Origin of the sequence: Sulfitobacter sp. 1A15258, from assembly GCF_043557045.1 — a bacterium.
In the GTDB taxonomy this organism is placed as follows: Bacteria; Pseudomonadota; Alphaproteobacteria; order Rhodobacterales; family Rhodobacteraceae; genus Sulfitobacter; species Sulfitobacter faviae.
This window is the reverse complement of record NZ_JBIFFK010000006.1, coordinates 170,800-188,285: the sequence shown is the minus strand read 5'-3', so window position 1 is coordinate 188,285 and position 17,486 is coordinate 170,800. Positions and strand designations below refer to the sequence as shown.

Annotated in this window: 17 protein-coding genes; 4 read left to right on the top strand and 13 right to left on the bottom strand. The window is 64.9% G+C overall.

The window, feature by feature from the left end; all coding sequences use genetic code 11:
* Positions 1-128: 128 nt before the first annotated feature.
* The 10 genes from ACGYK9_RS13995 to ACGYK9_RS13950 all read right to left on the bottom strand — a co-directional run bounded on the left by ACGYK9_RS13995 (position 129) and on the right by ACGYK9_RS13950 (position 10,393).
* The gene (locus tag ACGYK9_RS13995; protein WP_394412244.1) at positions 129-911 is read right to left on the bottom strand and encodes a crotonase/enoyl-CoA hydratase family protein; all 783 of its coding nucleotides are present in this window, start codon (positions 909-911) and stop codon (positions 129-131) included.
* 1 nt (position 912) lies between these two features.
* Positions 913-1,767, bottom strand: a complete 855-nt coding sequence (locus ACGYK9_RS13990) for a hydroxymethylglutaryl-CoA lyase (protein ID WP_394412241.1) — start codon at positions 1,765-1,767, stop codon at positions 913-915.
* A gap of 34 nt (positions 1,768-1,801) precedes the next feature.
* Positions 1,802-2,470, bottom strand: a complete 669-nt coding sequence (locus ACGYK9_RS13985; protein WP_394412238.1) for a glutathione S-transferase family protein — start codon at positions 2,468-2,470, stop codon at positions 1,802-1,804.
* Positions 2,467-4,407, bottom strand: a complete 1,941-nt coding sequence (locus ACGYK9_RS13980) for an acetyl/propionyl/methylcrotonyl-CoA carboxylase subunit alpha (protein WP_394412235.1) — start codon at positions 4,405-4,407, stop codon at positions 2,467-2,469. Before ACGYK9_RS13980 ends, ACGYK9_RS13985 begins: the two co-directional genes overlap by 4 nt.
* A 79-nt stretch (positions 4,408-4,486) precedes the next feature.
* On the bottom strand, positions 4,487-6,091 hold the full coding sequence (locus tag ACGYK9_RS13975) for a carboxyl transferase domain-containing protein (protein ID WP_394412232.1): 1,605 nt from the start codon (positions 6,089-6,091) through the stop codon (positions 4,487-4,489).
* Entirely contained in the window at positions 6,088-7,593 is a 1,506-nt protein-coding gene (locus ACGYK9_RS13970; protein WP_394412229.1) for an AMP-binding protein, read from the bottom strand. The genes ACGYK9_RS13975 and ACGYK9_RS13970 overlap by 4 nt, the downstream gene beginning before the upstream one ends.
* 1 nt (position 7,594) lies before the next feature.
* A complete protein-coding gene (locus tag ACGYK9_RS13965) occupies positions 7,595-8,311 on the bottom strand; it encodes a flavodoxin family protein (RefSeq protein ID WP_394412226.1) in 717 nt (238 codons plus the stop codon).
* Complete coding sequence (locus tag ACGYK9_RS13960) at positions 8,304-8,705, bottom strand: DUF1622 domain-containing protein (RefSeq protein ID WP_271693432.1); 402 nt, start codon at positions 8,703-8,705, stop codon at positions 8,304-8,306. The genes ACGYK9_RS13965 and ACGYK9_RS13960 overlap by 8 nt, the downstream gene beginning before the upstream one ends.
* A 42-nt stretch (positions 8,706-8,747) precedes the next feature.
* Positions 8,748-9,233 carry a lysozyme inhibitor LprI family protein gene (locus ACGYK9_RS13955; RefSeq protein WP_394412222.1) on the bottom strand — a complete coding sequence of 162 codons (486 nt, stop codon included), beginning with the start codon at positions 9,231-9,233 and terminating at the stop codon, positions 8,748-8,750.
* Positions 9,233-10,393 (bottom strand): isovaleryl-CoA dehydrogenase, encoded by a 1,161-nt coding sequence (locus tag ACGYK9_RS13950; protein WP_271693430.1) that lies wholly within the window; start codon positions 10,391-10,393, stop codon positions 9,233-9,235. Before ACGYK9_RS13950 ends, ACGYK9_RS13955 begins: the two co-directional genes overlap by 1 nt.
* Before the next feature lie 144 nt (positions 10,394-10,537).
* On the opposite strand from ACGYK9_RS13950, the gene ACGYK9_RS13945 reads away from it, so the two are divergent.
* Positions 10,538-11,014, top strand: coding sequence for a pyridoxamine 5'-phosphate oxidase family protein (locus tag ACGYK9_RS13945; protein ID WP_209217986.1), 477 nt, complete (start codon positions 10,538-10,540; stop codon positions 11,012-11,014).
* 2 nt (positions 11,015-11,016) lie between these two features.
* On the opposite strand, the gene ACGYK9_RS13940 is transcribed toward ACGYK9_RS13945, so the two are convergent.
* Positions 11,017-12,210 (bottom strand): DegT/DnrJ/EryC1/StrS family aminotransferase, encoded by a 1,194-nt coding sequence (locus ACGYK9_RS13940; RefSeq protein ID WP_394412219.1) that lies wholly within the window; start codon positions 12,208-12,210, stop codon positions 11,017-11,019.
* Positions 12,210-12,884, bottom strand: a complete 675-nt coding sequence (locus ACGYK9_RS13935; RefSeq protein WP_067263363.1) for an HAD-IIIA family hydrolase — start codon at positions 12,882-12,884, stop codon at positions 12,210-12,212. Before ACGYK9_RS13935 ends, ACGYK9_RS13940 begins: the two co-directional genes overlap by 1 nt.
* A 138-nt stretch (positions 12,885-13,022) precedes the next feature.
* Here ACGYK9_RS13935 and glmU point away from each other — a divergent pair, with 138 nt between their 5' ends.
* The 3 genes from glmU to ACGYK9_RS13920 are packed head-to-tail and all read left to right on the top strand — an operon-like array spanning position 13,023 to position 16,893.
* Positions 13,023-14,375, top strand: a complete 1,353-nt coding sequence (gene glmU / locus ACGYK9_RS13930) for a bifunctional UDP-N-acetylglucosamine diphosphorylase/glucosamine-1-phosphate N-acetyltransferase GlmU (protein ID WP_394412215.1) — start codon at positions 13,023-13,025, stop codon at positions 14,373-14,375.
* A 2-nt stretch (positions 14,376-14,377) separates the two neighbouring features.
* Complete coding sequence (gene glmS, locus ACGYK9_RS13925) at positions 14,378-16,198, top strand: glutamine--fructose-6-phosphate transaminase (isomerizing) (RefSeq protein WP_394412212.1); 1,821 nt, start codon at positions 14,378-14,380, stop codon at positions 16,196-16,198.
* Entirely contained in the window at positions 16,195-16,893 is a 699-nt protein-coding gene (locus ACGYK9_RS13920) for a DNA alkylation repair protein (RefSeq protein WP_394412209.1), read from the top strand. Before glmS ends, ACGYK9_RS13920 begins: the two co-directional genes overlap by 4 nt.
* Positions 16,894-16,896: 3 nt before the next feature.
* On the opposite strand, the gene ACGYK9_RS13915 is transcribed toward ACGYK9_RS13920, so the two are convergent.
* Positions 16,897-17,424 carry a hypothetical protein gene (locus ACGYK9_RS13915; protein ID WP_394412206.1) on the bottom strand — a complete coding sequence of 176 codons (528 nt, stop codon included), beginning with the start codon at positions 17,422-17,424 and terminating at the stop codon, positions 16,897-16,899.
* Positions 17,425-17,486: the final 62 nt, after the last annotated feature.

Genomic DNA, 17,486 nt, shown 5'->3' with positions numbered 1-17,486 from the left:
AAAGGCCAAAAGCCCGCGCAGACAAACTTGGAACGGGTTTAACTCTGCCCGTGGGTAGGGTCAACGGGCCAAGCCCGGTTAATGCCGCCCACGGGCCCGCAATAGAGCCATTTCGCCAAAGCCTTGAGCTAGACCACCCAAGCGGCTTTGCGCTTATCAAAGAAGGCACCGATTCCCTCGGCAGCCTCATCGGTTTCCCAACGCGCCGCGAGGGCATCAATGGACATTTCCACCGCCTCGGGCGTGGCGATTCCACCCAAGTCCTGCGCCAGCTTCTTGGCCGCCGCCACCGCCCCCGGCGCGCAGGAGAGGTAGGGCACGACCTCGGCCTCGACTGCCGCGTCCAACTCCTCGGCCGGTACGGCGCGGGCCAACAGCCCCAGATCGACCGCCTCTGCAGCATCAAACAGACGCGCCGACATGAAGACCCGCCGCGCGCGCCCCTCGCCCATCCGCGCCAGCACATAGGGCCCGATGGTGGCCGGGATGATGCCCAGACGGGTCTCGGTGAAGCCCATCTTCAGCGTATCGACCCCCACGGCCACGTCACAGACCGAGGCCATGCCGACGCCACCGCCGAAGGCATTGCCCTGTAGCTTGCCGATCACCGGCTTCGGCAGCGCGTTGAGCGCGCCCAGCATGGTGGCAAGCTTGCCCGCCTCGGCCGAACGGGTCTCGGCATCCATGTCGCGCTGGTCGCGCATCCAGCCCAGATCGCCGCCCGCACAGAAGGATTTGCCCGCCCCGGTCAAAACTACGACGCGCACCGCGTCATCCTCCGCCAGCTTGCCCGCCGCCGCAGTCAAGTCAGCCAGCATCTGCGCCGACATGGCGTTGTGTTTCTCCGGCCGGTTGAGGGTGAGCGTCGCCACCCCGCGCGCGTCGGTTTTGATCGTCAAAGTCTCGTACATGTCACCCTCGCATTGCCCGTGCCATTTCGGCGGCCTCCAGCACCACCGCCTGATCGACGCCGGTGTCGTAGCCAAGCGCCGTCAGATGTTCGTTCACCGCCTCGGTGGCGACATTGCCCGCCGCCCCCGGCGCATAGGGGCAACCGCCCAAGCCACCGACCGCCGCGTCGAAGACCCGCAGACCCATCGACAGTGAGGCATCGATATTGGCCATCGCCCGCCCGTGGGTGTCATGGTAATGCCCCGCGAGCCGCCCCGCCGGCACCACGTCGCGCACCGAAAGCAGCATCCGCGCGATACTGTCGGGCGTGCCCGCGCCAATGGTGTCGCCGAGAGAGATTTCGTAGCAGCCCATCGCAAAGAGCTTGTCGGCCACGCGCGCCACGTCGCCGGGATCGACCCTGCCGTCATAGGGGCATTCCACCACGCAGGAGACATAGCCGCGCACCGGAATGTCCACGTGTCGGGCCTCTTCGAGGATCGGGGCGAAGCGCTCGAAAGCCTCGTCGATGCTGGCGTTGATGTTCTTCTGGCTAAACCCGTCGGAGGCGGAGGCGAAAATGGCGATCTCGTCGGCCTTCGCGGCCAGCGCATCTTCATAGCCGCGCATGTTGGGCGTCAGCGCCGCATAGCGTACGCCCTCGGCACGCGTGATACCGGAGAGCACCTCGCCCGAACCCGCCATCTGCGGCACCCATTTGGGGCTGACGAAACTGGCGCATTCGATGCGACGAAACCCGGCTTCGCTCAGCTTGTCCACCAGCGCGACCTTCTCGGCCACCGGGATTTCGCGTTTCTCGTTCTGCAGCCCGTCCCGCGGGCCGACCTCGAAAATCTCACATGGCCCAAGGCTCATTCGCAGCTTTCCTTCCCTGAGAGCACGCCGCCGGTCATTCCACCGGCCATGGCGCATAGAATTCCTTCTCGTAGAGCCGCCCCTCCTCGGGTAGCGCCTGCGCGAAGCTTTCACGTTCCGTGATCCGTTCATACCACGCCGCGACCGAGGGGTGGTCATCCAATTTCACGAAATGCCGCGCCATGTAGACCGCTTGGCCCACCGAGATATCGGCGGCCGAAAAGCCGGACGTCAGCAGGTAGTCGCGGTTCTCCAACGGCGTCGACAGCCGCGCCTCGAGTGCATCGTAGCATTTGCCGATCCGCGCAGCCTCGAGCTTCATCACGATGGGGCTGCGCATGTGGTCCTCGCGCAGGGCGATGTGTTGCTGGGTCAGCGCCGCGGTATGCTGGCTGATGGTTTCGGCGAAATGCACCCAGACCAGCCAGGCCATCCGGTCCGGGCTACCGACCGAGCGGCCCATGCGGTCGGGGCTGTAGCGTTCACACAGGTATTGCGTGATCGCCCCGGTCTCGAACATGCGCTCGCCGTCGATCTCCAGCGCAGGCACCCGGCCCGCGGGCGAGAGCACGAGGTATTCCGGATCGCGCAGGCTGCGGTCGAAGGCATGCATCTTGACCTGAAACTCCACGTCGTCCAGCTCGTGCAGCAGCCAGAGCGTGCGCATCGAGCGGGTCTGCGGACAGTGATGCAGCGTAATCATGCGCCCTCCTCGGCTTCCAGACGCACCAGCGCCGCACCGGCCTCGACCTGATCGCCGGCCTCTGCCAACACCTCGGCCACCACGCCGTCGCGCGCGGCGAGCAGCGAATGCTCCATCTTCATCGCCTCCAGCACCGCCAGACGGTCACCCTTGGCGACGCTCTGGCCGACCTCGGCGTCGATGGCACGCACCAACCCCGGCATCGGCGCTTCGACGATGTTGCCGTCGCCATGGGCGGCGGCGGCGCGTGCCAGCGGGTCGATCACGTCAAAGGCGATGCCATAGGCATCAAACACCGTGACCACGTCGCCCGCGACCGAGACCGGGGGGGCTATATGGCCATCGACCTTCCAGCGGCCCGCGATGCGCTCGGCCCGGACCTCGTGGTCGCCCACGGTCCAAAGCTGCACGTCCTCCGAGAGCACCCGCACCTTCAGCAGATGCTCCTCGCCCTCGCGGCCCAGCATCACCTGATGCCGCAACGGCCGCCAGAGGTTGAAGCCCGCCTCGGCCTGTGGCTGGTCGAGCCCAAGTGCTGCCATCCCGGCCAGCGCGAAATGCCGCCCCGGCACCTCGGGCTGCGCTGTCAGCGCCTCGATGTCGCGGGCGATCAGGCCCGTATCCACGTCGCCCATGGCGAAACCCTCGTGCTCGGCCAACGCGCCGAGGAAGGCGAGGTTGGTGACCGTGCCGCCGACTTCACACCCCTTCAGCGCCGCGCGCAGGCGCGAGAGCGCCACGTCCCGCGTGGGCCCGTGCACGATGACCTTGGCGATCATCGGATCGTAGAAGGGGCTGATCGTGTCGCCCGCCCGCACGCCGCTGTCGGCCCGGGTCTGGGGGGTGAAGGACAGATGTGTGAGCGTCCCGGTGGCGGGCAGGAAACCCTTCGGCACGTCCTCGGCATAAAGCCGCGCCTCGAAGGCGTGGCCGTTGATCGTGAGCTCATCTTGGCGCTTCGGCAGGGCTTCGCCCGCGGCGACGCGCAACTGCCATTCCACCAGATCGACCCCGGTCACCAGTTCGGTCACCGGATGCTCCACCTGAAGCCGCGTGTTCATCTCCATGAAGAAGAACCCGTCGGTCGAAAGCCCGCCCGAACCGTCGACGATGAATTCCACCGTCCCCGCCCCGGCATAGCCGATGGCCTCGGCCGCGCGCACCGCCGCTTGGCCCATGGCCTCGCGCATCTCTTCCGTCATGGCCGGCGCGGGCGCTTCCTCGATCACCTTCTGGTGGCGGCGCTGAAGCGAGCAGTCGCGCTCGAACAGATGCACCGCATGTGTGCCGTCGCCAAAGACCTGCACCTCGATATGGCGCGGCTTGGTGACGAATTTCTCGACCAGTACGTCCGGGTTGCCAAAAGCGGTCTTGGCCTCGGAGCGCGCGCTCTCAAGCGCCGCCTGAAAGCCCCCGGCCTCCTCGACCAGACGCATCCCCTTGCCGCCGCCGCCCGCGACGGCCTTGATCAACACCGGGTAGCCGATCTTCTCGGCCTCTTCCGCCAGCAACGCGTCGTCCTGATCCGCCCCGTGATATCCCGGCACCACGGGCACGCCCGCCTCGACCATCAGTGCCTTGGCGGCATCCTTCAGCCCCATGGCGCGGATGGCCTTGGCCGAAGGCCCGATGAAGGTCAGCCCCGCGGCCTCGACCGCTTCCACGAAATCAGGGTTCTCGCTCAAGAACCCATAGCCCGGATGGATCGCCTGCGCGCCGGTATCGAGCGCGGCTTGAATGATCACATCGCCCTTCAGATAACTCTCCGCCGGTGCCGAGCCGCCGATATGCACCGCAGCATCCGCCATGGCGACATGTTTCGCGCCCGCATCCGCGTCCGAGTACACCGCCACGCAGCGCACCCCCATGGCTTGCGCCGTTTCCATCACCCGGCAAGCAATCTCACCCCGGTTCGCAATCAGGATCGTGTCAAACATGCCCTACCCTTTTCATCTCTTTCTGGCTCCAAATATGGCGCGCGTTCCGGGGGGGGTCCCCCCCGGAGCCGCGCGGCGATCACATCCGGAACAATCCAAATTTCGTCGGCTCGATCGGCGCGTTCAGACTGGCCGAGAGGCTCAGGTAGAGCACGTCGCGGCTCTTGCGCGGATCAATGATCCCGTCGTCCCACAGCCGCGCCGAGGCATAGAGCGGGTGGCTCTGCTCCTCGAACATGTCGATCGTGGGCTGTTTGAAGGCGGTCTCTTCCTCCTCGGTCCATGTCTCGCCCGCGCGTTCCATCGCGTCGCGCTTGACGGTGGCCAGAACCCCCGCCGCCTGCGCGCCGCCCATGACGGAAATGCGGCTGTTGGGCCATGCCCAGAGGAACCGCGGCCTATAGGCGCGGCCCGACATGCCGTAGTTGCCCGCCCCGAAGGAGCCGCCCACCAGCATGGTGATCTTGGGCACATTGGTGGTGGCCACCGCCGTCACCATCTTGGCACCGTGGCGGGCGATGCCCTCGTTCTCGTATTTTCGGCCGACCATGAAGCCGGTGATGTTCTGCAAGAACACCAGCGGGATGTTGCGCTGGCTGCAAAGCTCCACGAAATGCGCGCCCTTCTGGGCGGCTTCGGAAAACAGCACGCCGTTGTTGGCGATGATGCCGACGGGGCAGCCCTTCACATGGGCAAAGCCGCAGACCAGCGTTTCGCCGAAGCGGGACTTGAACTCGTCGAAGCGGCTGCCGTCCACGAGCCGCATGATGACCTCGCGGATGTCATAGGGCGTGCGCAGGTCGGCGGGCACGACGCCCAGCATCTCGGCGGGGTCATAGGCGGGCTCTTCGGGGCTGGCCCAATCGACCGTTTTCGGCTTGGTCTTGTTAAGCTGTCCCACCGCGCGGCGCGCCAGTGCCAGCGCATGGGCGTCGTCCTCGGCGAGGTAATCCGCCACGCCCGACAGGCGCGTGTGCACGTCGCCGCCGCCGAGGTCTTCGGCCGAGACCACCTCGCCCGTCGCCGCCTTCACCAAGGGCGGGCCGGCAAGGAAGATCGTGCCCTGCTCTTTCACGATGATGGTGACGTCCGACATCGCAGGCACATAGGCGCCGCCTGCGGTACAAGACCCCATCACCACGGCGATCTGCGCGATGCCCTTGGCGCTCATCCGGGCCTGGTTGTAGAAGATCGCGCCGAAATGGTCGCGGTCGGGGAAGACTTCGTCTTGGTTCGGCAGGTTCGCGCCGCCGCTGTCGACCAAATAGATGCAGGGCAGATGGTTGGCCTCGGCGATCTCCTGCGCGCGGAGGTGTTTTTTCACCGTCATCGGGTAGTAGGTGCCGCCCTTCACGGTGGCGTCGTTGCAGACCACCATGACCTCATGGCCCTGCACCCGACCAATGCCCGCGATCACGCCCGCACAGGGTGCCGCGCCGCCATAAAGCCCATGCGCTGCTGTGGCGCCGATCTCCAGAAACGGGCTGCCGGGGTCGAGAAGGTTCGCCACCCGCTCTCTGGGGAGCATCTTGCCGCGGCTTTCATGCCGGGCGCGGGATTTTTCGCCGCCGCCTAGGGCGGCGGCCTCGGCGGCCTCGCGGACCTCGCTGAGCGCTTTCAGATGCGCCATCTCGTTGGCCTTGTAGGCATCCGAGGATGGCAGGGCTTGGGATGTCAGTTTCATGTTACGTCCTCATTCTCTCGCGCCGCCAGACGCTTCAATTCCTTGCGGATCACCTTGCCGGTGACGGTCATCGGCAGGTCCTCCACGAATGCGATCTCACGGGGGTAGGAGTAGCTCGCGAGCCGCTCCTTTACCCAGTCCTGCAGCTCTTTCTCTTCGACCTTGGCGCCGGGTTTCAGCACCACATAGGCCTTCACGATCTCGGTGCGCAGCGCGTCGGGCTTGCCCACCACGCCGCAGGTCGCCACAGCGTCATGGGTGAGCAGGCAATCCTCGATCTCGGCCGGACCGATGCGGTAGCCGGCGGAGGTGATCACGTCGTCCTCGCGCCCCACAAAGCGCAGATACTCGCCCTCCCAGATGCCCCGATCGCCCGTCAACAGCCAGTCGCCGTGGAACTTCGCCGCCGTTTCCTCAGGCCGGTTCCAATAGCGCAGCATCATCGATGGCGCGCCTTTGCGCACCGCCACGTCGCCCTCGGCATCGGTAGGCTGGCCGTCATCATCCAGCACGGCGATCTCGAACCCCGGCACCGGCTTGCCGATGCAGCCGGGTTGCGCGGGGAAATCCACGCCGCAGCTAGAGGCGACCATGTTGCATTCGGTCTGGCCGTAGAATTCGTTGATCTCGAGGCCAAATGCGTTGCGGCCCCAAGCCAGCATCTCGGCACCCAAAGGCTCGCCGCCGCTGGCGACCGAGCGCAGCCCCGGCAGCGACACATTTGCGGCCTTCAGCATCCGCAGCGCCGTGGGCGGGAAGAAAACGTTGCGCACGCCGCCCTTCGCGATCACCTCGGCGCAGCCTTCGACGGTGAACTTCGGCATCCGTGCGGCCACAACCGGCACACCAAGCGCCAACGCCGGCATCGCCACGTCGAAAAGCCCGCCGATCCACGCCCAATCCGCCGGGGTCCAAAGGCAATCGCCCGCCTGCCCCAGATGGTCATGGCTGACCGACACGCCCGGCAAATGGCCCGAGAGCACCCGGTGCCCGTGCAACGCGCCTTTCGGCGTGCCGGTGGTGCCGGAGGTGTAGATCAGCACGGCGGGGTCTTCGGGGCCGACCTCGGCGAATTCCACCGCCTCACCGTCCACGCCAGCCTCCGCCGCGATCCACGGGGTGGCCAGATCGCCGAGCAGTTCCGCGCCTTCCGCATCGGTCAGCACGATTTCGCAGCCCGCGTCACCCACCCGGCTGGCCAGCGCGTCCCGTTTGAACAGTTTGAACAGCGGCACCGAGATCGCGCCGATCTTCCAGATCGCCAGATGCGCCGCCGCGCACCACGGCGACTGGCTGAGCAGCACGCCCACCCGGTCGCCGCGCGCGACCTGCGTTTTCAGCGCGCGGGCCAGACCGTCGACCATCTCGTGCAGCGCGCCGTAGCTCACGTCGCGCCGCTCTGTAGCGGTCAGGTCGATGATCGCCAGTGCATCGTCGGGCTGGGCGAGGCATTGCGCCGCCATGTTGCCCTGCCAGATGGGCCAGTCGCCTTCGTTCTTCATATCAGCTTCGGTACTCCGGATTTTCGAAATCGAACCGCGCGCCTGCGTCCCAGGCGTTGCGGTCATTGCCCTGCCGCGGGTAGCCGCCCGCGTCCTTCAGCATGCGTGCCAGATGCAGGGCGTTCCATGTCATGATCGTGGTGTTGCGCTGCGTGAACTCGTTGTCGAAACCCGCGCGCTTGCCATCGACATCGTCGCCGTAAGACGGCCCCGGCCCGGCCTCGCCAATCCAGCCACAATCGGCCTGCGGCGGGATCGTGTAGCCCAGATGGTTCATCGCGAAACCGGTGGTCATGGCGACATGTTTGATGCCGTCCTCGTTGCCCGTCACCACGGTGCCGCCGACCTTGCCGTAAAAGACCGACTGGCCCTTGTCGTTGAGCTCACCGCTCATGGCATAGAGCCGCTCGATCAGCACACGGCAGACACTGCTCTCCTCGCCCAGCCACAAAGGCGTGCCGATGATCAGAATGTCGGCGGCCAAGACCTTCTCCCAGATCGCGGGCCAGTCGTCGCGGTCCCAGCCGTGTTCGGTCATGTCCGGATAGACGCCCGGCGGCACTTGGTGATCCAGCAGGTAGAGGTGTTCGACACCCACGCCCTGCGCCTCCATGATCCCCGCGCTGGCGTTCATCAGAAGCTGGGTGTGGCTGTCGCCCGGGGTCTTCTTGAGCGAGCAGTTGACGTAGAGCGCCTTGAGATCGGAATAGTCAGTCACGGCCAAGTTCCTTCTTCAGTTGCTCCAGCTCCCGGTCAAGGAAGTAGGAGGTGATGGAGCGGATGATGACCAGCATCAGCAGGAAGAGCAGGTCCGCAAACCGCAGGCTGATCGCGGTGTGGATCACATCCGAGACGATGAAGAGTTCCAGCCCCGCGAGGATGTAGCGCCCCAGTTCGATCCGCTCGCGGTTGGTGCGGCGCACACGCTCGGGGCCTTTCTTGGAAACCTCGGCGATCGTCACCCCGGTCAGGAAACGTGCCGCACCGATCAGCAGCAGAATGATGGCGGCGATGTCGATGACCGCGGCGAGGATCTCGAACCCCTCGATCAGCCAAGGCAGAAAGTGGTGCAGGACACCGCCTTCTGTCTCCAGTTCTATCAGGTTTTCCATCCTGATCCCTCCGTCCTGTTTGGCCGACACAGCGAGATGCGGTTAATAGGCCGCCCCCAAACGCAGCGCCTGTTCCCCCGTCATCTGCATCAAGCAGGCCAAGGTTGCAGGCCCGCCGCCAGTGCCACCGCCCCATTGGCTGCGTTCATAATCGCAGGCGGCATCGCGGAAGGTAATCCACGCGCGCTGCATGTCACGCAGCGCCTCGGCCTGCGAAGGCAGTTGCGGCTGGTAGAGGGCATTCTCCTCATCGGCGGATTTGGATTGCACCATGCGGGCGCGGTAATTCTCGTTCAGCAGGCCGTCCCAAAAGGTCAACTCGGCATCGAGACACCCGCCCATGCCGACGGTCGAATAGCCGCCCGGCCCTTCCATACAGAGGTTCGCCGAAAGACCGATACAGGCGCGCTGGTCTGCAAACTCTTCGGCCCCGGCCAGACAGTCCGCCGTGGCGGCATCGGAATAGGTGATGTCCTGCGCGGATACCGGCCCCGCCAGAAACGCGCAGGCCAGCAGGAGGGCGCGCATCACATCGCCCCCATCATCTCACGGCCCACCAGCATGCGGCGGATCTCAGACGTGCCCGCGCCGATCTCCATCAGCTTGGCATCGCGAAAGATGCGGCCCACCGGGTTGTCGGACAGATAGCCCGCGCCGCCCATCGCCTGCACCGCCTGATGCGCCTGCACCATGGCCTGCTCCGAGGCATAAAGACAGCAAGCCGCGGCATCCTGACGAGTCACATCACCCCGGTCACAGGCCTGCGCCACGCTGTAGACATAGGCCCGCGCCGAGTTCATCGCGGTGTACATATCCGCCATCTTGCCCTGCATCAGTTGGAAATCCCCGATGCGCTGGCCGAACTGCTTGCGCTCGGCCATGTAGGGCATGATCTCATCCAGACAGGCGGCCATGATGCCAAGGCCGATGCCCGCCAGCACGACGCGCTCGTAATCGAGGCCCGACATCAGCACGCGCACGCCCTTGCCCTCTTCGCCGAGAATGTTCTCGAAGGGCACTTCGCAGTCTTCAAAGATCAATTCCGCGGTGTTCGAGCCGCGCATGCCGAGCTTGTCGAAATGCTTGGAGGTCGAGAAACCCTTCATAGACTTCTCGATCAAAAAGGCAGTGATGCCCTTGGAGCCGGCATCCGGGTCGGTCTTGGCATAGACCACCAGCGTCTCGGCGTCGGGGCCGTTGGTGATCCAATACTTGTTGCCGTTCAGACGGAAGTGGTCGTTCCGCTTCTCGGCATGCAGCTTCATGCTGACCACATCGCTGCCCGCGCCCACTTCGGACATGGCCAACGCGCCGACATGCTCGCCCGAACAGAGCTTGGGCAGGAACTGCGCCTTCTGCTCCGGGGTGCCGTTCAGCTTGATCTGGTTCACGCAGAGGTTGGAATGCGCCCCGTAGGAGAGTGAGACCGAAGCCGAGGCCCGGGCGATCTCTTCCACCGCGACGGTATGGGCGACATAGCCCAGCCCCGAGCCGCCGAACTCTTCCTCGACGGTCATGCCCAGAAGGCCCAGCTCACCCATTTCCTGCCAAAGCTCGGCGGGGAATTCGTTCTTGCTGTCGATCTCGGCGGCCATCGGCTTGACGCGCTCCTGCGCCCAGCGGTGCACCATCTCCCGCATGGCCGCGACGTCTTCTCCCAGATCAAACTGCATACTTGCGTTGAACACGGCTTCTCCCCCCGATTTATTGAACGCTTGTTCATTACCTACCGCCCCGCCTGCTTTGCGTCAAGCGGCGCGATGTGGAACCGCCCCGCGCCGCGGCGGGTTGGCCCTGCGACCAAGCGAACACTACAACAAAGCGAGATGCAAATGAGCGATGATCTGAAAAAAGAGTTCTGGGACCGTCTGGACGACACCCGCGCCGGGATGCTGATGACCAAGACCGCCCGCGCGATCCCAATGACCCATTACATCGACGAAGACGACCGCGCCGCCGTGCTGTGGTTCATCACTGCCAAGGGCACCGATCTGGCGCAATCCGCCGAAGGACGCGCCGCCGCTGAATACCTGATCGCCAGCAAAGACGAATCCCTCTGGGCGCGGATCGACGGCCATGTCTCTGCCGTGACCAACCCGACTGAGTTGGACAAGATTTGGAACGCCATCGCGGGCGCATGGTTCGAGGACGGCAAGCAAGACCCGGACGTGCAATTGATCCGCTTTGACCTCACCGAAGCCGAGGTTTGGGCGACCGATGGTGGGTTCAAGTTCCTCTATGAGATCGGCAAGGCGCAGATGACCGGCCAAAAGCCCGACATGGGCAAACACGGCACCATCCGTTTCTAAGCCTAGCCCCCTTGAAAAACGGCGCTGACCTCGGCGCGGATGATCCGCGCGATCAGGGCGCAATCCTCCAGCGAAAAGGTCAGCGGCACACGCATGTCGATCAACCCCGCCAGCACCGCATCGCTGGCGGGCATTCTTTCAGCCCGCGCATAGCGCCATGTGTCATAGCGGCTGGTGAAGCCCATAGGCTCGGCCCTGCCGAACCATTTCAACTCCACCCCGCGCGCAGCGCAGCGCGATAGTACCGCCTCGACATCCTCCGACGACCAACCTTTCAGCAGGAATTGGATTGACGAGCCGACGATGCCCTCCGCCTCGGACCGGTCGATGACCGTGAGCCCCGGCGTGTCGCGTAGCCCCGCCTCAATCCTCCGATAGCGCTCATTCCAGCGCGCCACCTGTTCCGGCAGCCGCCGCAACTGCGGGCGCAGGACCGCGGCGCGCAGGTTGTCCATCCGTCCCGAGATATTGGGCGTCTCATAGCGGATCGTCTCAAAAGCCTCCGGCCCCGGCGCGGCGGCGTGGCGGTCATAGAGCATGTAAGACCCCGACAGCATGATCGCCCGCGCCGCGACCTCGGCATCATCGGTGATCAGCAACCCGCCCTCGCCCGCGTTCACATGTTTATAGGTCTGGCAGGAAAAACACCCCAGCTTCCCCTGCGAGCCCGATGGCTTGCCGTTCCACGCCGCCCCCATCGTATGGGCGCAATCCTCGATCACCGTGATGCCGCGCGCATCGCAAAGCGCCATTAGAGCGTCCATGTCCACCAGATGGCCGCGCATATGGCTAAGCAGCAGCACATCGGCCTGATCCGCCTTGGCGGCGAGATCGTCAAGGTCGATCACCAAGCGTTCAGTCACGTCGACAAAAACCGGAACCGCGCCGAGCGAGGCAATCGCCCCCGGCACCGGGGCGAGCGTGAAGGCATTGGTCAGCACCCGGTCGCCCGGTTTCACCCCTCCTGCGCGCAGCGCCGTGGCCATGGCATAGCCGCCCGAGGCCACGGCGAGGCAGTATTTCGCCCCCGTCATCGCGGCGAATTCCTGCTCCAGCAGGGCAACCTCGGCCACCTCCCCCGGGACTGTGTTGTAGCGGTGCAACCGTCCGTGACGCATCACCGCCACTGCCGCCTCGATCGCATCTTCGGGGATCGGCTCTTGCTGCGTGAAACTACCGGTAAACCGCTCGGCCATCAGGCGGCTTTGCCGATCAAACGTTCGATGACCTCCGGCAGGTCGGCGAAATCGTCCAACAACGCTTCGGGCTCCAGCGCAGCCATGTCTTCGCCCGAGGGGCCGAAGGTCACCAGCACGCACGGAACCCCTGCGGCTTTGGCGGTCTTGCGGTCGGTGTCGCTGTCTCCAATCAACACGCATTGCGCCGGATCGCCCCCGGCACGGCGGGCGGTTTCGAACAAGTGTTCCGGGTCAGGTTTGCGCACGGCCAGCGTATCAGCCCCCAACATCGCGCCGAATGCATCGCGCACGCCAAGACGGGTCAGCAGCAACTCCGCCAAAGCCTCGGGTTTGTTGGTGCAAATCGCCACGCGGTAGCCTGCGGCCTTGAGCGCGGCCACAGCCTCCATCGCGCCGGGGTACATGATGGTATGGGTGTCGATGTCGCGCCCATAGGCTTCGAGCAGCATCGGGTAATAGTGGTCGATCATCGCCGCATCATCGGCACGGCCCAGCTTTTGCATCCCCAAGGTCAGCATCGCCCGCCCGCCGCGCAGCGCAGTGCCCGCATCCTCGGCATGGACCAGCACATCGCCCTCGCCCATGTCGCGGAAACAGGCATTGGCAGCGGCGATCAAATCGCCCGAGGTATCGGCCAAGGTGCCGTCGAGATCGAAAACCACTGTCTTCACTGGATACTCCTTGGGCGGAACCCCGCCTTGCAAAATGGCATCGTGTTGCAGTCCGCAACCTAGTTTGATGGGCCGCAACCTTGCGCCTTTGTGCGAAGCGCGTAAAGAGAATGCAAGCTGAAGGACAAAGAGATTTACATGGAAACTGCATTGATCATCCTCGCCGCGGGCAAGGGGACACGGATGAACTCGGACCTGCCAAAGGTGCTGCACCGCGTGGCCTCCGCCCCGATGCTGGAACACGCCATGGCCGCGGGCGCCATGCTCGGCCCGCGCCATACAGTCGTGGTGGCCGGGCACGGGGCCGATCAGGTCCGCGCCGCCGCCACGCTTTTTGACGAAGACGCGCAGGTGGTCGAACAGACCGAGCAATTGGGCACGGCCCATGCGGTGGCACAAGCCCGCCCGGCGCTGGACGGGTTCGATGGCATGGCGCTGGTGCTCTACGGTGACACGCCCTTCGTCCAGCCTGAGACACTTGAAAAGATGCAGGAAGCGCTGGCGACACATGACGTGGTGGTTCTGGGGTTCGAGGCCGCCGATCCCGCCCGATATGGTCGTTTGGTGATGCAGGGCGACGCCTTGGAACGGATCGTCGAGTTCAAAGACGCCTCCGCCGAAGAGCGCGCCATTACCCTGTGCAACTCCGGCGTGGTGGCCTGTAAATCCGAACTGCTCTTGGATTTGATCGACAAGGTCGGCAACGACAACGCTTCGGAAGAATACTACCTCACCGATATCATCGGCATCGCCCGCGCCGAGGGCCGCAGCGCCACGGTGGTCACCTGCGATGAGGCGGAGACCATGGGCGTGAACTCCCGCGCTGATCTGGCGAGGGCCGAGGCCGCGTTCCAATCCCGCGCCCGCGATCTGTTGATGGAAGACGGCGTGACCTTGGTCGCTCCCGAAACCGTCTTCCTGTCGCGCGACACTTTCATCGGGCGCGATACAGTGGTGGAGCCGAATGTCGTCTTCGGCCCGAATGTCACCGTGGAATCCGGCAGCACCATCCGCGCCTTCTCGCATCTCGAAGGGTGCCATGTCTCACGCGGCGGGGTGGTTGGCCCCTACGCCCGGCTGCGCCCCGGCGCGGAACTGGCCGAAGACGTGCGCATCGGCAATTTCGTCGAGGTGAAGAACGCGCAGATCGCCGAAGGGGCCAAGGTCAACCACTTGAGCTATATCGGCGACGCCACCGTCGGCGCGCGCAGCAACATCGGCGCGGGCACGATCACCTGCAATTATGACGGAGTGATGAAACATCACACCACCATCGGCGCGGGCGCATTCATCGGGTCGAACACCATGCTCGTGGCCCCGGTGACCATCGGCGAGGGTGCGATGACCGGCTCGGGCTCGGTCATCACCTCGGACGTAGAACCCGAGGCGCTGGCCCTGTCGCGCGCCCCGCAGGTTGAGAAACCCGGCATGGCGCGCAAGATGTTCGAAATTTTAAAGGCCAAGAAGGCAAAATTGCAAAGAGGCAGCTAATTATGTGTGGAATTGTCGGGGTGCTTGGCACCCATGAAGTCGCGCCGATCTTGGTCGAAGCGCTGAAACGGCTGGAATATCGCGGCTATGACAGCGCCGGGATCGCGACCCTGAACGAAGGCAAGCTTGAGCGGCGTCGCGCCTTGGGCAAGCTGGTAAACCTCTCGGACGCGCTGGTGCATGAGCCGCTGGCGGGCAAGTCGGGCATCGGCCACACCCGCTGGGCCACCCATGGCGCGCCGAGCGTCACCAATGCCCACCCGCATCAGGCGGGACCAGTGGCCGTGGTGCATAACGGGATCATCGAAAACTTCCGCGAGCTGCGGGCCGAACTGGCCGAACATGGCGCGCAATTCGTGACCGAGACCGATACCGAGACCGTCGCCCTCCTGACCCAGCATCACATGGCGCAGGGCGCAGGCCCGGTAGAGGCCGCCAAACAGACGCTTGCACGTCTCGAAGGCGCTTTTGCACTGGCTTTTCTCTTTGACGGTCACGACGACTTGATGATCGCGGCGCGCAAAGGCTCGCCCTTGGCCATCGGCTATGGCGAGGGTGAGATGTATGTGGGCAGCGACGCCATCGCGCTTGCCCCGCTGACCCACCAGATCGCCTACCTCGAAGAAGGGGATTGCGCGGTCATCACCCGGACCTCGGTCGAGGTCACCGACCGCAACGGGGCGCTCGCCAACCGCGCGATCAAATCCGTGCAAATCGACAATACCCGCATCGACAAGGCGGGGCACAAACACTTCATGGCCAAGGAAATCGCCGAGCAACCCGGCGTGATCGGCGCGGCCATCGGCCATTACCTCACCCCCGAAGGCGAGATCAACATCAGCGCGCAGGACATTGATTTCACGCAATTTGACCGGATCCTCATGGTCGCCTGCGGCACGGCCTCCTTCGCCTGTTTCACTGCGAAATACTGGTTTGAGCAGATCGCCCGCCTGCCGGTCGAGATCGATGTCGCCTCGGAATTCCGCTACCGCGAGCCGCCGATCCCGCCCCGGACGCTGGCGGTCTTCGTCAGCCAATCGGGTGAGACCGCCGACACGCTAGCCGCCCTGCGCTATTGCGAGGGCAAGGCCGCGCGTATCCTGTCGGTCGTTAACGTGCCCGAAAGCTCCATCGCCCGCGAAAGCGATCTGGCGCTGCCGATCCACGCCGGTGTCGAAGTCGGCGTGGCCTCAACCAAGGCCTTCACCTGCCAGTTGGTCGTCCTCTTCGCGCTGGTGCTCAAAGCCGTGCGGGACCGCGAGGTGATCAGCGCAGACACCTTCGCCGATCACATCTCAGCCCTCCGGGGGCTGCCCGCGACCATCAGCACCGCGCTTGAACAAAACGACGCGATGCAGGAGGCCGCGCTCAAGCTCTCCCATGCCCGCGACGTGCTGTTCCTTGGTCGGGGCCAGATGTACCCCCTCGCCCTTGAAGGCGCATTAAAACTCAAAGAAATCAGCTACATCCACGCCGAAGCTTATGCATCGGGTGAGCTGAAACACGGCCCCATCGCGCTGGTGGATGAGCATGTGCCGGTGGTCGTCATGGCCCCGCGCGACGCGCTCTTCGACAAGACCGTCAGCAACATGCAAGAAGTCATGGCGCGCAAGGGCAAGGTGATCTTGATCTCCGATGCCAAAGGTCAGGCCGAGGCCAATGACGGCGTCTGGTTCAGCATCGAGATGCCCCCGGTGCCAGATGCGCTGGCCCCGATCCTCTATGCGGTTCCGGCGCAGTTGCTGGCCTACCACACCGCCGTGGCGAAGGGCACGGATGTGGACCAGCCGCGCAATCTGGCGAAATCGGTGACGGTGGAATGACCCCCGAAACCGCCCTTGAGGAACTTCAAGCGCAGGCCAACCCGGCCCGCGCGGAAGAGATGCGCGCCTATCACAAAGCCAACCGAGGCTATCTTGGTCTGACCAACCCGCAAATTGCGGAGCTTGCCCAATCGTGGCGCGCGGCGCTGGACGTCGAGGGCCGTGTCGCGCTTGCCGATGCCCTTTGGCAGTCCGACATTTTCGAAGCACGCGTCGCCGCGGCAAAACTGCTCACCCAGGCGCGGCTGCGCCCGGAAGATCAAGCCGCATGGGCGCTGATCTCAAGCTGGACCCCCGATTTCGACAGTTGGGCAATTGCCGATCATGCCAGCATGGCGGCGCAGAAACGTCTGGTGGCCGATCCGACGCGCTTGGACGAAGTGGAGAACTGGGTCGCTTCGGATCACCTCTGGACCCGGCGCGCTGCGCTGGTGTCGACCCTGCCGTGGACCAAGCAGAACAATCCCAAACCTGAGGAGCTCGAAGCCCGCGACCGTATCCTCGGCTGGGCCGCGACGATGGTGCCGGATCACCGCTGGTTCATCCAGAAAGCCATCGGTTGGTGGCTGCGCGATCTGTCGAAACACGACGCTGACCGCACCAGCGCCTTCATCGCCACCCATGGGGAGGCGATGAAACCTTTCGCGGTGAAAGAAGCCCTGCGCCTGCTGAAAAAGGCAGAAGGCGCAGGCTGACCCTTAACCTTCGGTCGAGACCTCGACCGTTGTGAGGTCGGTCAGCGACGCCCCGATCAAACGCAAGGCGGGCAGCGACATGCGGCTGCCTGCGGTTGCGGGCCCCTCCAGCGGGATCAGCGTCACCGCGGCGGATTTGCCCGTTGCGGGGTTGGTCACCCGCCCCGGCTGTTCGGCGTCGACCAGAGGTGTTTTCAACCACAGTCCCGGTTCCGTCGCGCTGCCCAAGCTGACCACGGTCGACCCCAAGGCGGCACCGGCGCTGGCGGGCGCGCGGGTGGCCGCTTCGCGCTCTGCCGCCGTGGTGGTATCCAGCGCCTCGGCGCTGTTGCCCGCGGTGGCGATGGGAGAGGCGGCGGGCCGCGTTGCAGGAGCCGGTCCGCTCGGCGTTGCAGCCTCAGCCGTGGCATCGACCGATGCGGATGCGGGTGCAGGCTCAGACTGGCTGGCATCCATCCCGAGGCGTTCCGTCAGGTTGCTGCAACCGGCGGTGGCGGCGGCGATGAAAAGCGGTAAGATTATGCGTGTCATCCACGCAGCCTATCCGCGCCCTGCCCCCTTATCAATCGCCCAAATGGCGCTTGCCCCGGGTT